The organism is Brevibacterium sp. FAM 24630 (assembly GCF_049804075.1).
Taxonomy (GTDB): Bacteria; Actinomycetota; Actinomycetes; order Actinomycetales; family Brevibacteriaceae; genus Brevibacterium.
In genome coordinates this window covers 150,214-169,796 of the sequence record NZ_JBNBZD010000009.1, presented here as the reverse complement: position 1 = coordinate 169,796, position 19,583 = coordinate 150,214, and the positions used below count along the sequence as shown (strand labels likewise).

Below are 19,583 nucleotides of genomic sequence, written 5' to 3'. Positions count from 1 at the left end.
TGGGTCCCCGCCGAACCGTGGCGAGACACGGTGGTCGCGTCATACCCGAATGGCACAACCGGAACCGAATGCGCTCCATAGCGCGAGAATCATGGGCGCGAGCCACACCATGAAAAATCGAGGCTAGTGGAGAGAACTCATGAAAGACCAGACCACAGATTCTTGATCGCCGAAGACGGTGAGAGAGCTGACAACCATACTCCTTAGCCGACGTAGGCAGAATACTGGCTAGGTCCAAGGAGACCGGGAACCTGAACTACGAGGGCGTTCTCCCAGTCGCAGGATCCGGCCCCGTCGAGTGGCGGGTACACGACCGCGCTGTGTGACTGAAGCAGCGTCCCGGCGCGAAGTTGGTACCTCGAACCGGGACGCCTTGCAGGGTTATTTCACCTGCGCGGGAGATTCCACCTCGGTTGAGGCTGCTGCGGCTTCTGATGCTGATTCATGAAACCGCGTTCGGCCTGCAGATGACCCTTGTCATGGCTCTTCGCCTTCGGATCGGCACCCGGGATGGACGCCTGCAGCTTCTCGGTCGCCTGTTCGGCGCCGATGATGGGCAGCTCCCCGGTGATCAACGGCTTCTCCGGGACCGCCTCGGTGATGGGGTTCTGATTGGGTTTTCTGTTCTTTCGCATGGTCTTTCCCTTCTTCGGATCCGTTCGGCGCTGTGCGGACTTCGCAGTCTTCTGCGAGGCCGTGGTCTCTGTGCGGCCGGAATCGGCGGTCAGCTCGGTGAACAGTCCGGTCCACTGGTCGGGGGTGAGGTCCTTGGGCAAGGTGTCTCCTCTGATGTCGTTGCGGTCCATGGTCGATTGCAGCGTGCGGTGATCGGTGATGCTCATCGTTGAGAGGATTCCTTTCATTCCTCGCCCGCGGCCGGTGAAGACCGACCGGACGAACTGTTGATAATCGGATCGAACACCGGCTGGGATCGATCCGGTGGGACAGCGATCGATGGTGAAGATGCCGCCATCGACGCTGGGTTTCGGGGTGAATGCATCCGCGGGGACGCGTGATACGAGGCGGAAGTCGAACCATGGTGCCCATTGGGCGGTCATCATGGTCGATCCGCCGACTCCGGCACGTTTGCGGGCCACCTCCCATTGGGTGAGCAGGATGGCCTGCTGCCACTGACTCGAGCGCAGCAGTCTGCGGAGAATGGGGGTGGTGAGGTGGAACGGCAGATTGCCGACGATGACCGGCCGGTCGAGCCGGGTGGTCAGGATGTCGGCGTGCCGGACCTCGGCCCGCGGGAATGAGTCTTCAAGGTGATCAAGCCTCGTTTCGTCGAGTTCGACGAGTGTGAGCTCTCGGCCGAGCCGGTAGAGCTTGGTCGTGACTGCTCCGTCGCCGGGGCCGATCTCCATGATCGGTCCGGAGGTGGAGCGAGCCAGGCTCGCAATCGTGTCGATAGTGGTGCGTGAGCGGAGGAAGTTCTGGCCGAGTTCGTGTCGCCCGCCGTGCTTCGACCGTGAATGTCTCGACTTCGAATGTGTCGAGTGTGTACGTGTCGTGTGGGGTCGCAATGGGATGTGCTCCAGAAAGAAGGTGGAGGCACCCGAGGCAGCGCAATGGTGGTGAGTCAGATCGGTCCGCGATGACCTGGTCGATCATTGACGATCAAAACGGTCAGTGGGGACGGAAAAGGATCAGCCGATTGCCGCAGCACCCGGATGCCGATGACGATCCGGGAGGACAACGCGCTTGCAGGAGGAGATCGAGGCGGCCGTCGTCGGTCAGCCGATCACAGAATCTTCGTCGAGCGCGCTGACAGCGCGGCGGTGACGAATGTAGAAGCAAGGCGCAGTCATTGCGCTGCTGTTCAATGTTCCCATGCCGAATAAGATAGCACGGGTCCTCTCGCGCCCACCAGGGTGTGGACGAAAAAATTACCCCGCCGAATTCTCAGTGAAGTCGGCGGGGCGTGTTCAGAACGGGTATCAGCCCATGAGGGTGCGCAGGACGAGCACTCCGATCGAACCGATGGCGGCCGCTGCCGGCAGGGTGATGACCCAGGCCAGGGCGATCGGCTTCATGAGCTTCCAGTTCGCCGACCGGTTGACCAGGCCGACACCGATGATCGCGCCGATGAGGATGTGCGTCGAGGACACGGGCAGTCCACTCACCGAGGCGGCCATGACGATTCCGGCGGCCGCGAGCTCCGCGGCGAATCCGGAGGCAGGGTGGATCTCGGTGAGGTTCGTTCCGACGGTCGCGATGACCTTCCGACCGATGAACCAAAGACCGACGATGAGGGCGATTCCGCAGGTGAGCATGGCCGCGAACGGAACGGTCGCCTCGGCGTTGATGCTGTCGGTGCGGAGCACATCGAGGACGGCGGCGAAAGGGCCGACGGCGTTCGCGATGTCGTTCGAACCGTGGCTGAAGGCGAACGCGGAGGCGGTGAACACCTGCATCCAGGAGAACAGGATATAGGTCGCGCGGGGCACGGTCTGCTTGCGCAGGGTCTTGGCGAAGACGAACACGGCCAGCCACACGGCCACGCCGATCATGGCCATGACGAGGACTCCGCCGACGGTGGACACGCTCATGTCGAGATTCGTCAGACCCTTGAACAGCAGCATCGCGGTGATGATGACCGCACCGGCGGCAGCGATGAGCGGAACCCAGCGCTGCAGAGCCGAGTGAGTGCCGATCGCACCCGTACCGGCTCCTGTGACGTCCGCCCCGGTGGTCTCCAAGTCGATCTGGGCGTCGACGGAGCCTTCGGCCGGAGCGACGGCGGAGAGCATATGTGGCTTGAGGGTGTGTGACAGCGCATTGCCGAGCACGTACTTCTTGATCAGCCCGTAGATGAAGAACGCAGCGAGTCCGCCGAGCGCGGGCGACAGCACCCAGGAGATCGCGATCTGGCCGACCTCGGACCATTGCACCATGGAGAGCCCGCCGGTGCCGGTGACGAAGCCGATCGTCAGCGAAGCTCCGATGATGCCGCCGATGATCGCATGCGTCGTCGACACCGGCCAGCCCATCCGGGTTGCCACGAGCAGCCACAGTGCGGCACCGAGGAGGGCGGCCATCATGATGAACGCGAAATCCATCGGGTTGATCGCGACTCCGCTGAGGTCGACGATTCCGCTCTTGACCGTGTCGGTGACGTCGCCGCCGGCCAGCAGGGCACCGCTGACTTCGAAGACCGCAGCGATGAGCAGTGCCTGCTTCATCGTCAGTGTGCCGGCTCCGACGGAGGTCCCGAAGGCGTTGGCGACATCGTTGCCGCCGATGTTGAACGCCATGAAGGCGCCGAAGATGACAGTGGTGACGAGCACCATGCGCGGTGCGTCGCGACCGACGAAGTCGAAGGACCACAGGGTGAAGGCGATGAGGGTGATCGCGAGCAGGCCGCCGAAGGCCAGATGCCAGAGGCGATCATTGCTGCGGCCGAGGGCAGGCGGCGGAGTGCGGCGCTCCGGGGCCAGAACCTGGGTCATTCGAATCTCCTAGCGAAGGTCTGGATGCAGGCTGTGTCTGCTCCCATGATTCGCAGGCCGAATGACCGCCAGGTTACGGGAAAGGTGAACGGAGGGTGAACACCGAATCGGACGCGCGCGAAATGAACATGCACATTCGGTGCAATTCGCCTGAGGTTCACGCGAAATTCCAGGTCAGATGCTATGCGAGCGGGTTCGCGCGGGAGGTGGTGAGGTCGGTTGGGGCAGGAGGAAAGACCGGCTGTGACAACGGCCACGAAACCCCGAGACGGGGCCGCGGCAGCGGAAGCGGGCCCACAGACGTGACCGGGCCCGGACATGCGCGGGCCCGATCGCAGAAGTCAGAAGAGAGGGGAGAGGCTCGCCGAGGCGGCCGGACTCAGTCGATGATCTCGCCGCGGATGACGTCCCCGCCGCCGTCGTCGGGACGGTTGCGGTGCGGATCGGCCTGCATCTGCCGGGCAGTGCTGCGCAGGCGCCGACCGAGAGCGATGAGGGCGATGCCGACGAGGATGATGAACGCGGCGAGAGTGAAGATCAGCGCGGTCACCCCGGCGCTCGGGGCGAAGAGGAAGAACGCGCCGAGGATGATGCCGAGGATGCCGATGGTCGTGAGCACCCACCAGGACCCGACACCGATGCGTCGGATGAAGAAGGACACGGTGAGAGCGAGGATGCTGAAGAAGACGATCGCGAAGCCGGTGAGCACCGTGACCATCGAGGCGAACAGCATCGGGGTGAGGAAGATGAGCACGCCGAGGAGGATGAGCAGAACCGCACGCGTGACCAGGCTGCCGGTGCGTCCTCCACGCGGGGCGAACACGAGGGAGGAGACGGCGATGACGGCGAGCCAGCAGGCGAAGATCCGCACGACCACCTCGGCGGAGGCACCGGGCCAAGCCATCATCAGCACACCCATCACGAGGGCGATGACGCCGTTGACGATGACTGTTCTTCCTGTGCGCTTGAGGTCCATGGCCTCAGCCTAGTCCTCGGATTTGGACGGATGCTGAAGAGGATGGTCTCGATCAGGCGTGCCCGAGATGCTCCTCCGCCTCCGCGGTGTCCGAGGTCGTGCGCTCCTGCTCGGGCATATCCGAGGTGACGCGTTCCTGCTCGGGCATGAGGCCGGTGAGTTTGAGCGATTCGGACATCGCTTGGACGATGGCGTCGAGGTCGGTGGTCGGTGCGGTGTTGGCCGCGGCCGTGTCCGGGGTGGACGTCGCCTCCTCCTCGGCGGAGTTCGAATCGGGTTTCGCCCCCGCCTCGGCAGTGGGAGGCGAGGTCGGAGTGTTGCCTTCGAGGAACCGGAGCAGTTCGACAGGGAAGGGCAGAACGAGGGTCGAATTCCGTTCGGCGGCGACTTCGACGATGGTCTGCAGCAGGCGCAGCTGGAGGGCGGATGGGGTGTGGGCCATCGCCTCGGAGGCCTGGGCGAGCTTGTTCGACGCCTGCAGCTCACCATCGGCGATGATGACCCGCGAGCGGCGTTCGCGTTCGGCTTCGGCCTGGCGCGACATCGACCGCTTCATCGTCTCCGGCAGGGCCACGTCCTTGATCTCGACGCGGTCGATGTGGATGCCCCAGTCGACGGCGGGATTGTCGATCATGATCGCCAGGCCCTGATTGAGGCGTTCGCGGTTGGTGAGCAGATCGTCGAGTTCGCTCTGGCCGATGATCGACCGCAGCGAGGTCTGCGCGACCTGCCCGACGGCGAGCTGATAGTCTTCGACATCGACGACGGCCTTGCGCGGATCGACGACCTTGAAGTAGATGACGGCGTCGACGCGGACGGTGACGTTGTCGCGGGTGATGCCTTCCTGAGCGGGAATCGGCATCGTGACGATCTGGAGATTGACCTTCTGCAGATTGTCGACGAACGGGATGATCGCCGTCAGCCCGGGAGGTTTGGGCTCGGCATTCACTCTGCCGAGGCGGAAGACCACCCCGCGCTCATACTGTTTGACGATCCTCAGGCTGTTTCCCAGCGTGATGGCTCCGAGTGCGACAAGTGCGGCAAGGATTCCGAGCGCCAACATGTCGAATCGCCTCCTTTGACGACTGACGGTCCCCTCATTTTAGCACTCGTTTGCCTCTGATGGCAGGGTCGGTTATAATCACGAAACTTTTGCCGAGCGCGGGGTTTCGTGGGAGGGGCGTCGACGGCTCACCCTGAGAGGGGGTGGGGCGCTCAGCCCTCCTGCGACTCTCGGGCCAGCAGTCGTTTGCCGGCCGGGTAGGCCGCCAGTGAGGTGGGCAGGTTCACCCGGCGCCCGGAAGCGAAGGTGGCGAGCACGCGTCCGGTGCCCGGCTGTTCCTCGCCGATTCCCGCGGGTTCGAGGCCGATGCGGCGCAGTGTCTGTTTGGCCACCGGCATCGGGGAGTCGAAGACGGTGAGGGCGCCCGCGCGGGCGGCCATGATGCGGTCAGCGACGAGTCCGTAATGGGTACAGCCGAGCACCACGGTCTCCATTCCCGGCCCCATTTGGGTGAAGGCATCCTCGATGGCGGTGTCGATCTTCTCCAGGTCGGCGGCGTTGATCGCCTCGGCCAATCCCGGGCAGGCGACCTTGGCCACGTGCAGGTCGGCGGCGAAGGAATCGATGAGGTTCTGTTGGTAGTCGCTGCCGGTGGTCGCCGGGGTCGCCCAGATCGCGAAGTCCTGTCCCGTGCCGGCGGCCATCTTCACCGCGGGGACGGTGCCGATGACGGGAATGCGCGGTTCATAGCGGGCGCGCACGGCCTCGAGTGCCTGCACCGAGGCGGTGTTGCAGGCGATGACGATGGCATCGGGTTCCCATTCGGCGAGCACCCCGGCCGAATGCAGGGCCCGCTGTTCGAGGGTCTCCGTGCTCAGGCTGCCGTAGGGAGAGAAGTCCGGATCCATGGCCAGGACGAGGTCCGCGTCGGGAGCGAGGTGGAAGAGTGCATCGGCGGTGCCGAGGAGTCCGAGTCCGGAATCGAGCAGACCGATGCGCGTCATGAAGCGTCCTTCGGGTAGGCGAACTCCCGGATCGCTTTGAGGTGGGCCTTCGTCAGGCCGTGGGCGAAGTCCGGGGCGATGAGTTTGAGTCGGTTCGTCGAATACCGGCTGAGGAAGTATTCGCGCGTGACCGGCCAGGCCAGGTCGTCGTCGATCCAGATCGCGCGGCCGTGTTCGTGCGTGGACAGCCAGTCCTCCATGGCGCGGGCCTTCCACCACTGCTGCGGGTCGTGAGCGAAACGGTTATGGGTCTCATCGGGCATTTCGATGACGTCGAAGGAGTTGCGCAGACCGAATTTCGGTTCGAGCTCGGACTTGCACCGCTTTGACCAGGTCGAGAGCCAGACGACGTCGACGTCATGGGTTTCGACGATGCGATCGAAGAATTCGACGACGGCCGTTCGGTAGTGGAGCTCGTAGTTCCACGCCCGCAGCTTCTTCCGGCCTTCGGTCATGATGCGCAGTTTGGGCACCGGATAGGAGTTGAGGACGCCGTCGACGTCGAGGAAGACGGTGACATGGCGTGCTCGCCGGCGAGCCGAGACCGGCGACGGGGATGCGGCAGCCATCATTCCTTCCTGTTCGCTTCGCCGTCCGGCCGGACGCGAGACGAGCGCGCTATTCTGGGGGCAGACCGCTTCCGCCCGCACCAGATTTCGTCTCCGAGTTTACCGCCGACCGCCGAGGAGAGCCGAGTCCGTGTACCGACAGACCCACATCCCCCGCTTGCAGGCGAGCCTGTGGGTCTCGATCGGGCAGACGCCGGGGGAGTCGCTCATCGTCCCCGACGGATGCATGGACCTCATCCGCATCGGACCGACGATCATCATCGCCGGCGCCGATTCGACCGCTCGCGGCTTCGCCGGCACCCCAGAACCCGTGATCGGACTCCGCTTCGGTCCGGGTGTGCTTCCCCAACTGCTGGCCACCTCGGCGGCGGAGCTGGCCGATCGCGTCACCCCGCTCGAGGCAGTCGTCGCCCCGGGCATCGTCGCCGCCGCCCAAGCACGCGCGGCTGGGATCGACGAGCCGGGTTCGCCACGACGGCGGGCGGGGGAGGCCGCAGCTGAGCCGATGAGTGCGCACGCCCGTGAGCTGCTCGCGATCGCGACGGTCCTGACAGACCGCACCGTCTTCGACCGGCGCCCCATCGATATGGCCGGCCTCCTCGGTGCCGGGATGGCCTCACCGGCAAGGACCGTCGCCGAGGTGGCCGCGGACTTCGCGTACTCGCCTCGGCAGCTGCGCAGGCTCTCGGCGGAGTGGTTCGGGTATGGGCCGAAGCATCTGACGAAGGTCCTGCGCTGGCAGGCGGCTCGCGCATTCCTCGCTGCCGGCCACACCCGCACCGCGGCTGCGGCGCGTGCCGGCTACGCGGATGCGGCGCACCTGTGGCGCGATGAGCGCTCCCTGCTCGGGCGGTGACGGGGCCGGCGCGCCTACCCGAGACTCGCGAAGAGGTCGACCTTGTTGCCGTCGGGGTCGGAGACCACGGCATAGCGCTGTCCCCAGAAGGCGTCCCAGGGTTCGTGGACGACCCCGGCCACGGCGGGCCCCGCCGCTTCGCCGGTGAGTTCGGCGAAGGTCGCGTCGACGGCCTCGGGCGTGGAGCAGTCGAAGGCCAGGGACATCTTGTGGCCGCCGGTCGGCCACGTCCAGTCGGGGTCGATGCTGTGCATGACCGCCTCGGTGTCGAGGAGGATGCGGAGGCTGCCCGAGGAGAATTCGGTGTGTGGCGCCTCCGGACCGCCGTCGGTGAGCTCGAGTCCGAGCGCGGAGTAGAAGGTGAGAGCTGCGGGCATATCGGCAGTGATGATTGAGATCGCGTCGAGTTTCATGCCTTCAGGCTATGCGGGAGCGCGGCGGGTGAGCATGAACAGATCGGCCATGTTCGCACCATCACGGTCCGTGCGGGCGCGAAGCGCCCGGGCAGTCTCGGTGAACCTCGGGCGAGCGGAGCAGTCGCCGCTGCGGCGAGGCTCAGTCCTGCAGGTACTCCCCGAACACGGCGCGCAGATCGGACGTCAGCGGGGTCGGTTCGGAGGTGTCCCGGTCGATGTGGACGAGCACGCAGTCATGGTCGAAGACCTGACGTCCATCCTGGTCTCCCCGGGTGTTGACGGTGAACGAGGAGTTTCCGAGCTTCTTCACCGTCACGGTCATCGTCAGCTTCGGTCCGTACATGACGGGCACGAGGTAATCGATGGACTGGTGGGCCACGAGCAGACCCCCGCCGGTGATGTGACCGGCCCGGATTCCATGCATCCACCGCACACGGCACTCTTCGACGATGGTGATCAGCCGTGCGTTATTCACGTGCCCGAGCATGTCCTGATCCGACCAGCGGACCTCGGGCGAGTATTCGAATGTCTTCACGCATGCCTCCATGTCCGCTGCGGCAGCCGTGAGCGCAGCGGTGCTCGAACTGAACGATCGTTCCACAGTTAATCAGGAGAGCGTTCCGAATGGGAAATCCCGCCTGGCCCGTGACGGCCCACATGGAGGAAGCGAGCCTCAGCCTCGGCGGTTGCGGATCTCCTCGTTGACGGCGCCGACGACCTCATGGAGATCGCCGATGATCGCGTAGTCCGCGCGCTGGACCATGGTCGCCTCTTCGTCGGTGTTGATCGCAATGAGGGTCTTCGCGCCCTCGATCCCGGCCATGTGCTGGATGGCCCCGGAGATCCCGCAGGCGATGTAGACATCGGGTGAGATCCGGCTGCCGGTCTGCCCGACCTGCTCGGCGTGCGGCCGCCAGCCGAGCCCCGTGACCACCCGTGAGACGCCCAGAGCTCCGTCGAGGTGGTCGACGAGTTCGAGGACCTCGCCGAAACCGTTCTCCGAACCGACTCCGCGTCCGGCACCGACCACGGCCCGTGCCTGACTCAGTCCGGAGGTGTCGTCGGCGGCCTCGGCCTCGGTCCGTGTCGCTCGGGTGCGCAGGTCCTCCTCGGTGACCTCGAGCTCGTAGTCGTAGATCTGCGGTGTCGTCGGCGCGGTCTCCTCGGGAGAGCAGGCGTGACCGGCGACCGTGAGGACCTGCAGTTCGCCGTCGAGCCGGAGCCGTTCGAACGCCGTCCCGCCGTAGACCTGCCGCAGCAGCCCCTCCTCGTCGACGGCGATGACATTCGCCGCCATCCGCTCACCGGTGCGCACCGCGACATGGGCCATGAGCTCCATGCCTCGAGGTGTTCCCGAAGCCAGCAGCGTGCCGGAGTCAGGGGCGATGTCGACGATGGCCTGTGCCCAGGCCGCCGCCGAGTACTCCTCGAGATCGGGATGCTGGAGGTGGTGGATGACGCTCACCCCCAGCCGCCCCAGCTCGTCGACGGCGGCGTCGCTGAGCGGCCCCACCACCACCCCTTCAGGACTACCCGACGGCGTCCCAGATACCTCGCGCGAGGTTGCTGCGCCGCCGTCGGGTAGCAAGGAGGTGAGGGTGGCGGCGTGGGTGCGGGCGAAGGTGACCGCCTCGGCGGAAGTCAGCTGCACCGCACCGGTCTCATCTGTTTCGACGAATACGAGAGTCATCACCGAAGCACCCCGATCTCTTCCAGAACATCGACCAAGGCGGGTGCCGCATCGGGGCCCTCGCCGAGGATGGTCACCGCACTCGTCTTCTCCGGCGGCAGCTCGAGCCTCATCCGTGGATTGCCCGCTCCGGGATCGGGTGCGTCGTATTCGGCGATGGGCGCTTTCTTCGCTTTCATCCGACCGGTGATCGAGGGGTAGCGGGGGTCGACTCCGCCCTCCTGGACGGCGATGACGGCGGGCAGGTCGACGGAGAAGAGCTCGGCACCGGCCGGCCCGATCCCGCGGGCCTCGATCCCGCCCGAGGCGGCCGCGCCGCCGGAGCCGTCCGTGGGGCTCAGCGTCTGGATGCTCGTGAGCACCGGGTATTCGAGTTCGTAGGCGAGCCGGATCGGCACTTGGAAGTCGCCGGTGTCGGCGGCATCGTTGCCCAGCAGCACGAGATCGAACTCCTGGCCTTGTTCGGCACGATCGCGGACGACATCGGCGATGACCTGGGCGATGTCCTCGGGTCCGAAGGCATCGGGATCGGCCGTTTCGATGAGGATTCCGTCGTTCGCGCCCACGGCTGCCGCCGCACGCAGCTGTTCGACCGCCTCGGCAGGGCCCAGGGTGAGCACGGTGACCTTGCCACCGGTGGCCGCGGCGGTCTGGATGGCGAGCTCGACGGCGCATTCCTCATGGGAGGACATGGTGTGGCCGAGACCGGATTCGTCGATGCCGGTTTCCGCACCGTCAAGGGTGATCTGCCCGGCGATATCGGGGATGCGTTTGATGCACACGAGGATGTTCATGGCTATCTCCTGATGCACTCGTTGTCGGGGTCGAACAGCGGCGTCGAATCGACCGCTGCCACGGTCACCGGATAGAACTCCTCCATGTAGACGACCTGGAGACGGTTGCCCAGCACCGCCTCGGCGGGTGGGAGGAACGCCATGAGGACGTGCTTTCCGAGGCTCGGAGCCGAACCCGCCGAAGTGACATAGGCCCGGCGGCCGTGACCGTCGACCAGCGGCTGGCCGTCCGCGGAGACGATGGGTTCGCCTCCGAGCATGTAGCGCTTCTCACCGCTTGAACTCGTGTGATCGTCGACGGTGAGTGAGCAGAGCACGGTTTGCGGGTCCTCCTCGCGGTGGCGCAGGTGGGCGGCCCTGCCGATGAAGTCCTGGGACTTGACCTTCGGCCTGCTCATGCCGACTTCGACGACGGTACGTTCGGAGTCGAGTTCGGCGCCGAAGGCCCGGTAGCCCTTCTCGAGCCGACCGGAAGCACCGTAGACGCCGAGACCGACGGGCACGAGCCCGTGCTGCCCACCGGCTTCCATGAGCGCGTCCCAGAGCGCCAGCCCGGACTCCATCGGCACATAGAGCTCCCAGCCGAGGTCGCCGACATAGGAGATGCGGGAGGCGAGCACCTCGAGCGAACCGACCTCGATGGTTCGTGCGGTACCGAACCTGAAGCCCTCATGAGAGATATCGGCAGTGGTGAGCGCGCCGAGGATGTCCCGTGCTCTGGGCCCCCACAGTCCGATCGTCGTCCACGAACTCGTGAGATCGGCGATCTGCGCGCCGGTCTCGGGCAGCCGGTCGGAGAACCACTTCACATCGACCATGCCGTGGGCGGCACCGGTGACGACGCGGAATCGGTCGTGGGCCAGGCGCATGATGGTCAGGTCCGAACGGAAGCCGCCGCCCTCATCGAGGATGGGGGTGTAGACGACGCGACCGACGGATACGTCCATCTGCGCCAAGGCGATGTGCTGGACCGCATCGAGAGCGGTGGGTCCGAAGACGTCGAAGATGACGAAGCTCGAGAGATCGACGAGGCCCGCGCGTTCACGCATGGCCAGGTGTTCGGCGTTGATGATCGGTGACCACCAGCGGGCGTCCCATTCGGCCGTGCGCTCCATGACGGCGTCACCGAACTCGTCGAGCAGGGGCGCATTCGATTCGAACCACTGCGGTCGTTCCCACCCGCCGGCTTCGAAGAAGACCGCTCCGAGGTCCTTCTCCCGCTGCCACATGGGCGAGCGGCGGATATTGCGGTCGGAGGACCACTGTTCACCGGGGTGGACGATGCCGTAGGTCTTGTTGAACGCTTCCGAGGTCCGTGCCCGCACGTGTGCGCGGGTGCGCTGGTGGGAATGGAAGCGGGCGATGTCGGCGGCTTGGACGTCGATCTCCGGCAGCCCGGTCGTCATCCATTCGGCGACGGCCCGACCGACTCCTGGTCCTTCCTTGACCCACACGGCGGCTGCCGACCACAGGCCCTTGACCTGGGGAGATTCGCCGAGGATCGCGGGGCCGTCGGGTGTCAGCGAGAGCAGTCCGTTGATGGCGTAGCGGATCTCGACCTCAGGGTTCGACAGCACTTCAGGCATGAGTTCAAGTGCCTGCTCGAGTTGCGGGTCGAAGTCCTCGTCGGTGAAGGGCATCTCGGTGGGAGAGAGTTTCGCGGCCTCGATCGAGGGGATCTCATCGGGCTCGTGGAGGATCGCGCGGTGGGCGTAGGAGCCGATCTCCATGTCCGAGCCGTGCTGACGTTCGTAGCAGAAGGTGTCCATGTCGCGCACGATCGGGAAGGTGATCTCGCCGGAGGTCTCGGCCAGCTGCGGCACCGGGCCGACACTGATCATCTGGTGCACTGCGGGTGTGAGGGGGATAGCGGCACCGGCCATGGCCGCGATGCGCGGACTCCACACACCGCAGGCAACGAGGACGCGGTTCGTCTCGATGGCGCCCTTCGACGTGTGCACGCGGACGATCTGACCGTCCTCGACTTCGATATCGGTCACCTCGGTGTTGGGCGAGACAGTCAGGGCACCCTTGGCCTGTGCGGATTCTCGCATCATCGTCCCGGCACGCACGGAGTCGACGACTCCGACCGTCGGCGTCCAGAAGGCGCCGACGATGACATCGGGGTCGAGGAACGGCACCTTCTGAGCGACCTCGGCGGGGCTGACCAGCTCGGATTCGATTCCCCACGCTCGCGCCGAGGCCATGCGCCGTCGCAGTTCCTGCATGCGCTCTTCGGTGCGGGCGACCTCGAAGCCGCCGGACTCGGTGAAGACGCCGAGCTCCTTGTACTGGCGCATGCTGTCGAGGGTGAGGTCGGTGATCTCCCGAGAATGGTCGACGGGAAAGATGAAGTTCGAGGCATGCCCGGTCGATCCGCCGGGATTCGGCAAGGGACCCTTGTCGACCTGGACGATGTCGGTCCAGCCGAGTTCGGCGAGATGATGGACGAGACTGTTGCCGACGATGCCGGCTCCGACAACGACGACGCTGGCTTGGGCGGGGACGGAAGCCATGGGCTGGCTCCTCTCTGAAGGCTACTCTGCCTTCACCTGCGATGTTGCGAACTGTGCAACTTGGTGCGCTATGTGGAACTTCGTATCCTGATCGTGCCTCGCCGCCGAGGGTGTGTCAAGGGTTGTCCGGTGCTGGCGGCAACAGCTCCCTCATCTTGTCAAACCAGCCTGAGGGCGGGACGAGGCGAATGCAGTGCGGAGCAGTGAAATCACTCCTCCAGCAGGAGCGGGTCGAGTGGAGGCAGCCAAGAAGATTTCAACTCAATCGCGAACATCCTTGTGGGGCTGCGAGCGGTACCATCTCCCTTTCCGGGGCAGTCGTCGTGATGACAGGTCTCTACGCCGGACTGCTCTCCGTCGTGCGAATCGGGAGATTGCCGGTGGGGCCGAATAGTGGCAATAGTGCATCGCCTGGGCCGTCCGCGACGGCGGTGCAATATTGCGCCCTGTAACGATCCTTGGGGCAGAGCGAGAACGGTAGTTCACCTAATGGCCGACGCGACGAAGGGTTCGCCCCTGGCCTTGGTTGGGGGCGAACCCTTCGGTTCTGTTCAGTGATTACCTGGTTGCGTTTGTTTGACATTCATTGCATAGCGTTTAGGGCTTCTAGCCGCTCATCGGCGTCTTGTTTGCCCGATTCTTGTCAATTACAACCGCGATCAGAAGTAAGAGAAGCATTCCCGAGACCGAAGTCACCAGTCCGTCGGCGGCATTTACGGCCGCTAGAACCACCGCTAACGCGACGATCGCGGTCGAAAGATAGAGATATGCGGAAGCGCGATTTATAAATCGACTTTCTTTGATGCCACCCGAGAGTATAGTAAACAATATAATCAAGCTCAGCGCAGGGGTTGCCAAGAAGGTAATCGAAATGGGGCCGCTGGTGACCGGAATGATGATGCAGTAAAATACATATACGCAGGTAACCGCTAGTAATGTCAGCGTCCCGATTCGATGCTTAGCCATCTTTATTTGCACTTACTTGCGTCTACCTTTTCCCAGCCGACATTCAGTGTCTGGCTGAGGTCGTAGCAAGTGTCATCACGAAGTGGTTTACCTGGTCCCGTGAGGATGTCCTCCCAGACGCTGTCCACGAGGTCCGAGCAGGGGCCGCTGCCGGCGGGCAGCTTCCCGCATGCTTCCTTTACGCCTGTGGCGCCGAGGTTCCAGAAGTCAGTGCCAGTCATGTAAAGGCGCGGGCCGTTGTCCCATCCGAAATTCACCTTTTGAGTGCCGGCCGCAGATGAGTTCTCGTTGTCGCTCGGGAGGCTCAGGTTCACCTCGGTGTTATCATTCTCGGGCACGAGGAACTCTATCGTGAAGTCTTGGACGCTCGTGCTGTACGTTGTAACTTTTTCGTCTTCGATAGTCTTGGTGGCCCCAGCTTCATAACCCTTCGATTTCAGTTCTTTACGAAGCTCTCCCGCTTTCATCATGGATGATGAGCCGGTTGGCTTCTGGGTTTGCTGGACTGATTCACTTTTGGCAGATGTGTCTGGCGAATCTGATGGGCTAGCGATCGCAGGAGACGCAGAGACTATCAGAGCCCCCAAGGGATATTGCCGCGATGAACCCGGTGGCTGATTTGGATGCAATTCTGTTCACTACGTGTCCTAGGTTGGGGATGCTTGGACGTTGTTGACGGTATCACATGTCGCTTCCGGCAGCCGCAGTTGCTCTATTTGCATTAATGATCTGTTCATTCTAGAAATCGTTCTGATTGGCAGTATATTAGGTTCCTCCTGATCCGCGGTTTTATAGCTCCAAAGGGTTCGTCAGGAATTCATGAACCCCTCCCTGGGGTTGGTGTCATCTACTATAGAGAATCTTTTGCTGGACACTTGATTTGTATGTCTCACATGTGTCGTGAAAATGTTGCCGAGGCGGTTTACGATCTCAGGAGGTCGACTCACAGCTCGGGTTTGCTTCGCTGCTGGGCGACTCGAATTTCTGACATCGCGATTGCCGGCTCTTCTTGTGGCTCATCAGGTCTCCATCAGCGGCGAGATCTCCTGGGCGATTGTTTCGGGGAGACTCAGGTTGATCGATTGGAGTGACTCCCCGCTTGCCTCATGTATCTTTGCCCGCCAAGCGGTAGATTAACGGCACTGTGGCCGGTGGCGGGCTCGGGCGGTGGCAAAGGGTTGATTTGAAGCAGCGGGGCATGAAGCGGCTAGGTCGCTTTGCAGGCGATCGGGTCAGCAAGCCGCGGCCCGGGTGTGCGCCGACGAAGAGCACGCAGCTGGTCATCAAGGGTTTTCTTCCGACAGGCTCAGTGCTCGCGCCAGCCCAGCCGCGAGGAGATGTCGGCGGCGGCCCTGACCAGCATCGTCCTGGCCGATTCGACCTCCTTGTCGGTGAAGCGGAAGCTCGGCCCCGAAGCCGAAATGGAAGCGATGACATCGCCATGCGCATTGCGCACGGGAGCGGAGACTGCGGTGAGCCCGACCTCGAGCTCATCGATGACGACCGAGGACCCCCTCTCGACCACCTCGGCGATCTCTGTCATCAACCGGGGCAGCGAGGTCACGGTCTGAGGTGTGTAGGACTGGAGCCGGGTGCCGAGGACGGAGCGGATGCCGGCTTCGCTCAGGCCCGAGAGCAGGACCTTGCCGTTCGAGGTCGCGTGCAGGGGAATGCGCTGGCCGACCCAGTTGTGGCTCTGCACCGAGGACGTGCCTGAGGCCTGATCGAGATAGAGGGCGGCGCCGTCGGAGAGGACCGCGATGTTGATCGTCTCCCCGGTCTCCTCGGCGAGCATCTTCGTGATCGGTCTGGCCTCCTGGACGATGTCGAGGCGCGCGGTCGTGGCACCGGCCAGCCGCAGGATGCCCAGGCCGAGTCGGTACTTGCCGCGCAGCTGATCCTGCTCGACCAGTCCCCGGGCCTCGAGGGTGGAGACGATGCGTGAGGCCGTCGACTTGTGGACGCCGAGTTCCTTGGCGATCTCGGTGACTCCTGCCAGCCCGGTGCGGGCGATGATCTCGAGGATCGTCACCGCCCGATCGACGGACTGGACGGAGCCCGGCGCCGAGGTGGGAGTGGGCTCGGGTGCGGGGTCCCGGCGAGATGCGCTGTTGCTCATTTCGAAACTGTAACGCACGTGGCACAACCCGAACAGACTCCTGCGGGCGTGGGGTAGGGTGAGTGCGGTCGGCAGGACGAGAGCCCGCCGGCCTACTTTCCCCGACGGAGTTGAGCACGATGACCAATGGGACCCAGTCGATCGACCGGGCGGCAGAGATCCTGTCGCTGGTGGTGAAGGCGGACGAACCGATCTCCTACACCGAGGTGGTGGGGGCCACGGAGCTGGCCCGTTCGACGGTCTCCCGTCTGCTTTCCGCGCTCGAGCGCAATGGTCTGGTCGAGCGTGACGGTGACGGCCTCTATCGCGGCGGCTCCCTCTTCGCCACCTATGCCTCGCGTTTCGATCGTGTGGAGAACCTCGTCTCCGCCGCCGATCCGACCCTGCAGCGCCTCAGTGAGGAGACCGGCGAGACGGTCAACCTGGCCGTGCCGAGCGCAGACGGGGTCGTGCAGATCGCCCAGGTCGATTCGACCTTCGTCCTCGGTGCGACGAACTGGGCCGATGTCGATGTCCCGCCGCACTGCTCAGCACTGGGGAAGGTCATGTACGCCTTCGACATCATTCCGCTGCCGACCGGTCGGCTCGAGCGTCGCACCGAACGGACCTTGGGTTCGCGCAAAGAGCTCACCGATGACCTCGCCGAGGTGCGCGAGCGCGGATACGCGATCGTGCACGAGGAGTTCGAGATCGGCCTCGACGCCCTGGCGGCACCCGTGTTCGGTGTCGACGGCGACGTCGTCGCGGCCGTGGGGATCTCGGGGCCGACGATGCGCATCGCCGAGCACCATGACCGCCTCGGCGCTCTGCTCGCCGACGAGGCGGGACTGCTGTCCCGCAGCCTCAAGCGCAAGGTCACCCACCATTAAGAGGGCGGCGCAGCCGATCCGACCCGCATCTACTGCAGGCTGGTGAATTCCTCTGCCCCTCCGAGGGGCGCGAGCTGCTTGCGCCGCCAGATCTCCGTGTCCTTGATCTGATTGAACGTGTAGATGTGCAGACCCGCCACGCCCATGGCCGGGTCATCGAGAACCGGAGCGAGCTTGTCGAGGAACTTCCGCGGGTTGTAGCCGCCGGGCTTGGCCATCCGTGTGAAGGTCGCGGTGTTCTTCCGCAGGAACCGCGTGGACTCGCCCACCCCGATCTTCGTCGCCACCCGAGCGAGCTTCGTCAGCTCGACTTTGCCGGCGATGCCGAGCATGAGCGGCAGCTCGATGCCGCGCGCCCTCACTCTGGCCACCCATGATGCGACGACCGCCGGGTCGAAGCACAGATTCGACACGAGGTGCGTGGCGTAGTCGCGCTTGTCCCACATCGCCTGGATGGTCACGTCATCGGCGATGACCGGATGCGATTCCGGGTAGGCGCTGACGCCGATGTGCTGGAACGGGGCGGCCATGCTAGAGAGGTCGACGAGGAGGTCGTGCGCTCCGACGTACCCGCCGGCCGGGGGAGTGGCGTCACCGGCGGGGACGAAGATCCGGTCGACCCCCGCCTCGGCGAGTCGATCGACGATCTCGGTGAGCTCGGATCGGCCCTGGATCATCCGTGCGGCGATATGGGGGACGGCGCGAAAGCCGAGGGCCTGGAGCTGCTCGGCCGTCGACAGGGTCGCTTCGAGGGTCAGCCCCGTCGATGCGGTGACCGTGATCTCGCGGCCGGGCGCGACGTACTCGCCGACGCGTTCGACGATTCCCGCCGTGGGCAGTATCTCGTAGCGAGCGGTGCTGAGAAGTGTGCGCAGCGTTTCCTGTGACATCTTCGTCTCCTTCGCGGAGGTCGATTCATGAAACTCGGATTCCGAGTCCCTTGCGTCCCGGTGTCTTCGATCCTACACTCATTATACCCATGATATGGGAATTGAGTTCCATAATATAAAACTGTGCGAGCAGGGGGAACACCATGGACAACAACGTCCCCACAGTGGACCAAAGCGACAGACAAGTCCCGATCAACCTACGTCAATCCGGCCCGACCCCGGTCGAGATGCTCATCGACACCCGCGTCCGCAAGTCCCCGTACTGGGAACTGTCCATGCAGCAAGGATGCTGGCGGGCATCGATCTACAACCGGATGTACCACCCACGTGGCTACATTCCCCGCGAAGAGGGCGGGATGATGGCCGAGTACCAGTCCCTCGTCAACGATGTGACCTTGTGGAACGTGGCCGTCGAACGGCAGATCCAGGTCAAGGGTCCCGACGCCGAGGCGTTCGTCAACTTCGTCATCACCCGTGATGCGACGAAGATCCCCGTGATGCGTGCCCGCTACGTCATCCTGTGCAATGAGGCAGGCGGCATCCTCAACGATCCGATCCTGCTGCGGGTCGCGATCGACGAATTCTGGTTCAGCCTCTCCGACACCGATCTCATGCTCTGGCTGCAGGGGGTCAACGTCGGCCACCGCTTCGATGTCACGATCCAGGAGATCGACGTCGCGCCGGTGCAGGTCCAGGGTCCGAAGTCCGTCGACGTCATCGCCGATCTCGTCGGCGAGGAAGGACGGAACCTGCCGAGCTACGGCCTCATGGAGGCCCAGGTCGGCGGCCACGACGTCATCATCTCCCAGACCGGGTTCACCGGGGAGAAGGGCTACGAGATCTACCTCAAGGACGCGACGAAATACGCCGAGGACATGTGGAACGCCGTGCTCGACGCCGGTGAACCCTACAACCTCAAGGTCGTTGCGCCCAGCCACCACCGCAGGATCGCCGCCGGCATTCTGTCGTGGGGCCAGGACATGGACTTCGAGACCCTGCCGTTCCAGGTCAACCTGTCCTACCAGGTGCCGCGGAAGAAGGAGGCCGGCTACATCGGCAAGACCCGCCTCGAGGAGGTGCGTCGGCTCATCGAAGCCGGAACTCCGCCGTATCGCACGCAGCTGGTGGGTCTGCTGGTCGGTGGGAAGCCGATCACGGACTATGCGCCCGACTTCTGGCACGTCAGTGCCAGTGCCGAGGGTGAGGCCGTCGGCTACGTGACCTCACCGTGGTACTCACCGGAGCTCGAGGCGAACATCGCGATGGCGCATGTGCCCGTCGAGGCGTCCGCGCTCGGCACCGAATACTGGGTGCATCTGCCGGAGCCGTTCGCAGACACCCCGGGGGTTCCGGTTCGCGCCGAGGTGGTCGAGATGCCCTTCCGCCCGAGCGTCAACCCCAACCAGCGTGAGCGTCTGAAGATGCGCGGCCTCGACGCCGCCGTCTGAGGCGACTCTCGCTCT

General features: G+C 64.4%; 16 protein-coding genes and 1 pseudogene. 3 read left to right on the top strand and 14 right to left on the bottom strand.

All coding sequences use genetic code 11. The features are described from left to right. Nucleotides 1-707: 707 nt before the first annotated feature. The 6 genes and pseudogenes from erm to ACPUD7_RS09210 all read right to left on the bottom strand — a co-directional run. A pseudogene (erm, locus tag ACPUD7_RS09235) lies at nucleotides 708-1,526 on the bottom strand (23S ribosomal RNA methyltransferase Erm); the annotation flags it as partial. A 414-nt stretch (nucleotides 1,527-1,940) separates the two neighbouring features. Beyond that, nucleotides 1,941-3,452, bottom strand: a complete 1,512-nt coding sequence (locus ACPUD7_RS09230) for an inorganic phosphate transporter (protein ID WP_425119727.1) — start codon at nucleotides 3,450-3,452, stop codon at nucleotides 1,941-1,943. A 379-nt stretch (nucleotides 3,453-3,831) separates the two neighbouring features. Continuing rightward, on the bottom strand, nucleotides 3,832-4,428 hold the full coding sequence (locus ACPUD7_RS09225; protein ID WP_135540646.1) for an HdeD family acid-resistance protein: 597 nt from the start codon (nucleotides 4,426-4,428) through the stop codon (nucleotides 3,832-3,834). A 52-nt stretch (nucleotides 4,429-4,480) separates the two neighbouring features. Continuing rightward, complete coding sequence (locus ACPUD7_RS09220) at nucleotides 4,481-5,491, bottom strand: slipin family protein (protein WP_425119726.1); 1,011 nt, start codon at nucleotides 5,489-5,491, stop codon at nucleotides 4,481-4,483. A gap of 152 nt (nucleotides 5,492-5,643) precedes the next feature. Beyond that, a complete protein-coding gene (locus ACPUD7_RS09215; RefSeq protein ID WP_135540649.1) occupies nucleotides 5,644-6,435 on the bottom strand; it encodes a glutamate racemase in 792 nt (263 codons plus the stop codon). Beyond that, a complete protein-coding gene (locus tag ACPUD7_RS09210) occupies nucleotides 6,432-7,004 on the bottom strand; it encodes an HAD domain-containing protein (protein WP_425119725.1) in 573 nt (190 codons plus the stop codon). The genes ACPUD7_RS09215 and ACPUD7_RS09210 overlap by 4 nt, the downstream gene beginning before the upstream one ends. Before the next feature lie 130 nt (nucleotides 7,005-7,134). On the opposite strand from ACPUD7_RS09210, the gene ACPUD7_RS09205 reads away from it, so the two are divergent. After that, nucleotides 7,135-7,860, top strand: a complete 726-nt coding sequence (locus tag ACPUD7_RS09205; RefSeq protein WP_425119724.1) for a helix-turn-helix domain-containing protein — start codon at nucleotides 7,135-7,137, stop codon at nucleotides 7,858-7,860. A 14-nt stretch (nucleotides 7,861-7,874) separates the two neighbouring features. Here the strand turns inward: ACPUD7_RS09205 and ACPUD7_RS09200 are convergent, their stop codons facing one another. The 7 genes from ACPUD7_RS09200 to ACPUD7_RS09170 form a co-directional block, all read right to left on the bottom strand. Further along, nucleotides 7,875-8,273: a VOC family protein gene (locus ACPUD7_RS09200; protein WP_425119723.1), complete on the bottom strand. Its 399-nt coding sequence runs from the start codon at nucleotides 8,271-8,273 to the stop codon at nucleotides 7,875-7,877. A gap of 142 nt (nucleotides 8,274-8,415) precedes the next feature. Continuing rightward, a complete protein-coding gene (locus tag ACPUD7_RS09195) occupies nucleotides 8,416-8,811 on the bottom strand; it encodes an acyl-CoA thioesterase (protein WP_135540655.1) in 396 nt (131 codons plus the stop codon). Between the two features lie 138 nt (nucleotides 8,812-8,949). Further along, the gene (locus ACPUD7_RS09190; protein ID WP_425119722.1) at nucleotides 8,950-9,966 is read right to left on the bottom strand and encodes an electron transfer flavoprotein subunit alpha/FixB family protein; all 1,017 of its coding nucleotides are present in this window, start codon (nucleotides 9,964-9,966) and stop codon (nucleotides 8,950-8,952) included. Then, nucleotides 9,966-10,760 carry an electron transfer flavoprotein subunit beta/FixA family protein gene (locus ACPUD7_RS09185; RefSeq protein ID WP_425119721.1) on the bottom strand — a complete coding sequence of 265 codons (795 nt, stop codon included), beginning with the start codon at nucleotides 10,758-10,760 and terminating at the stop codon, nucleotides 9,966-9,968. The genes ACPUD7_RS09190 and ACPUD7_RS09185 overlap by 1 nt, the downstream gene beginning before the upstream one ends. Nucleotides 10,761-10,762: 2 nt before the next feature. Continuing rightward, nucleotides 10,763-13,276 (bottom strand): GcvT family protein, encoded by a 2,514-nt coding sequence (locus ACPUD7_RS09180; protein ID WP_425119720.1) that lies wholly within the window; start codon nucleotides 13,274-13,276, stop codon nucleotides 10,763-10,765. Nucleotides 13,277-14,244: 968 nt separating this feature from the next. Beyond that, nucleotides 14,245-14,712: a hypothetical protein gene (locus ACPUD7_RS09175; protein ID WP_425119719.1), complete on the bottom strand. Its 468-nt coding sequence runs from the start codon at nucleotides 14,710-14,712 to the stop codon at nucleotides 14,245-14,247. A gap of 836 nt (nucleotides 14,713-15,548) precedes the next feature. Next, nucleotides 15,549-16,361 (bottom strand): IclR family transcriptional regulator, encoded by an 813-nt coding sequence (locus ACPUD7_RS09170; RefSeq protein WP_425119718.1) that lies wholly within the window; start codon nucleotides 16,359-16,361, stop codon nucleotides 15,549-15,551. 119 nt (nucleotides 16,362-16,480) lie between these two features. Here ACPUD7_RS09170 and ACPUD7_RS09165 point away from each other — a divergent pair, with 119 nt between their 5' ends. Beyond that, on the top strand, nucleotides 16,481-17,230 hold the full coding sequence (locus ACPUD7_RS09165) for an IclR family transcriptional regulator (protein WP_135540668.1): 750 nt from the start codon (nucleotides 16,481-16,483) through the stop codon (nucleotides 17,228-17,230). Between the two features lie 29 nt (nucleotides 17,231-17,259). On the opposite strand, the gene ACPUD7_RS09160 is transcribed toward ACPUD7_RS09165, so the two are convergent. After that, nucleotides 17,260-18,120, bottom strand: a complete 861-nt coding sequence (locus ACPUD7_RS09160) for a methylenetetrahydrofolate reductase (protein WP_135540670.1) — start codon at nucleotides 18,118-18,120, stop codon at nucleotides 17,260-17,262. A gap of 143 nt (nucleotides 18,121-18,263) precedes the next feature. Here ACPUD7_RS09160 and ACPUD7_RS09155 point away from each other — a divergent pair, with 143 nt between their 5' ends. After that, nucleotides 18,264-19,568 (top strand): glycine cleavage T C-terminal barrel domain-containing protein, encoded by a 1,305-nt coding sequence (locus ACPUD7_RS09155; protein ID WP_135540672.1) that lies wholly within the window; start codon nucleotides 18,264-18,266, stop codon nucleotides 19,566-19,568. The last annotated feature ends 15 nt before the right edge of the window (nucleotides 19,569-19,583 follow it).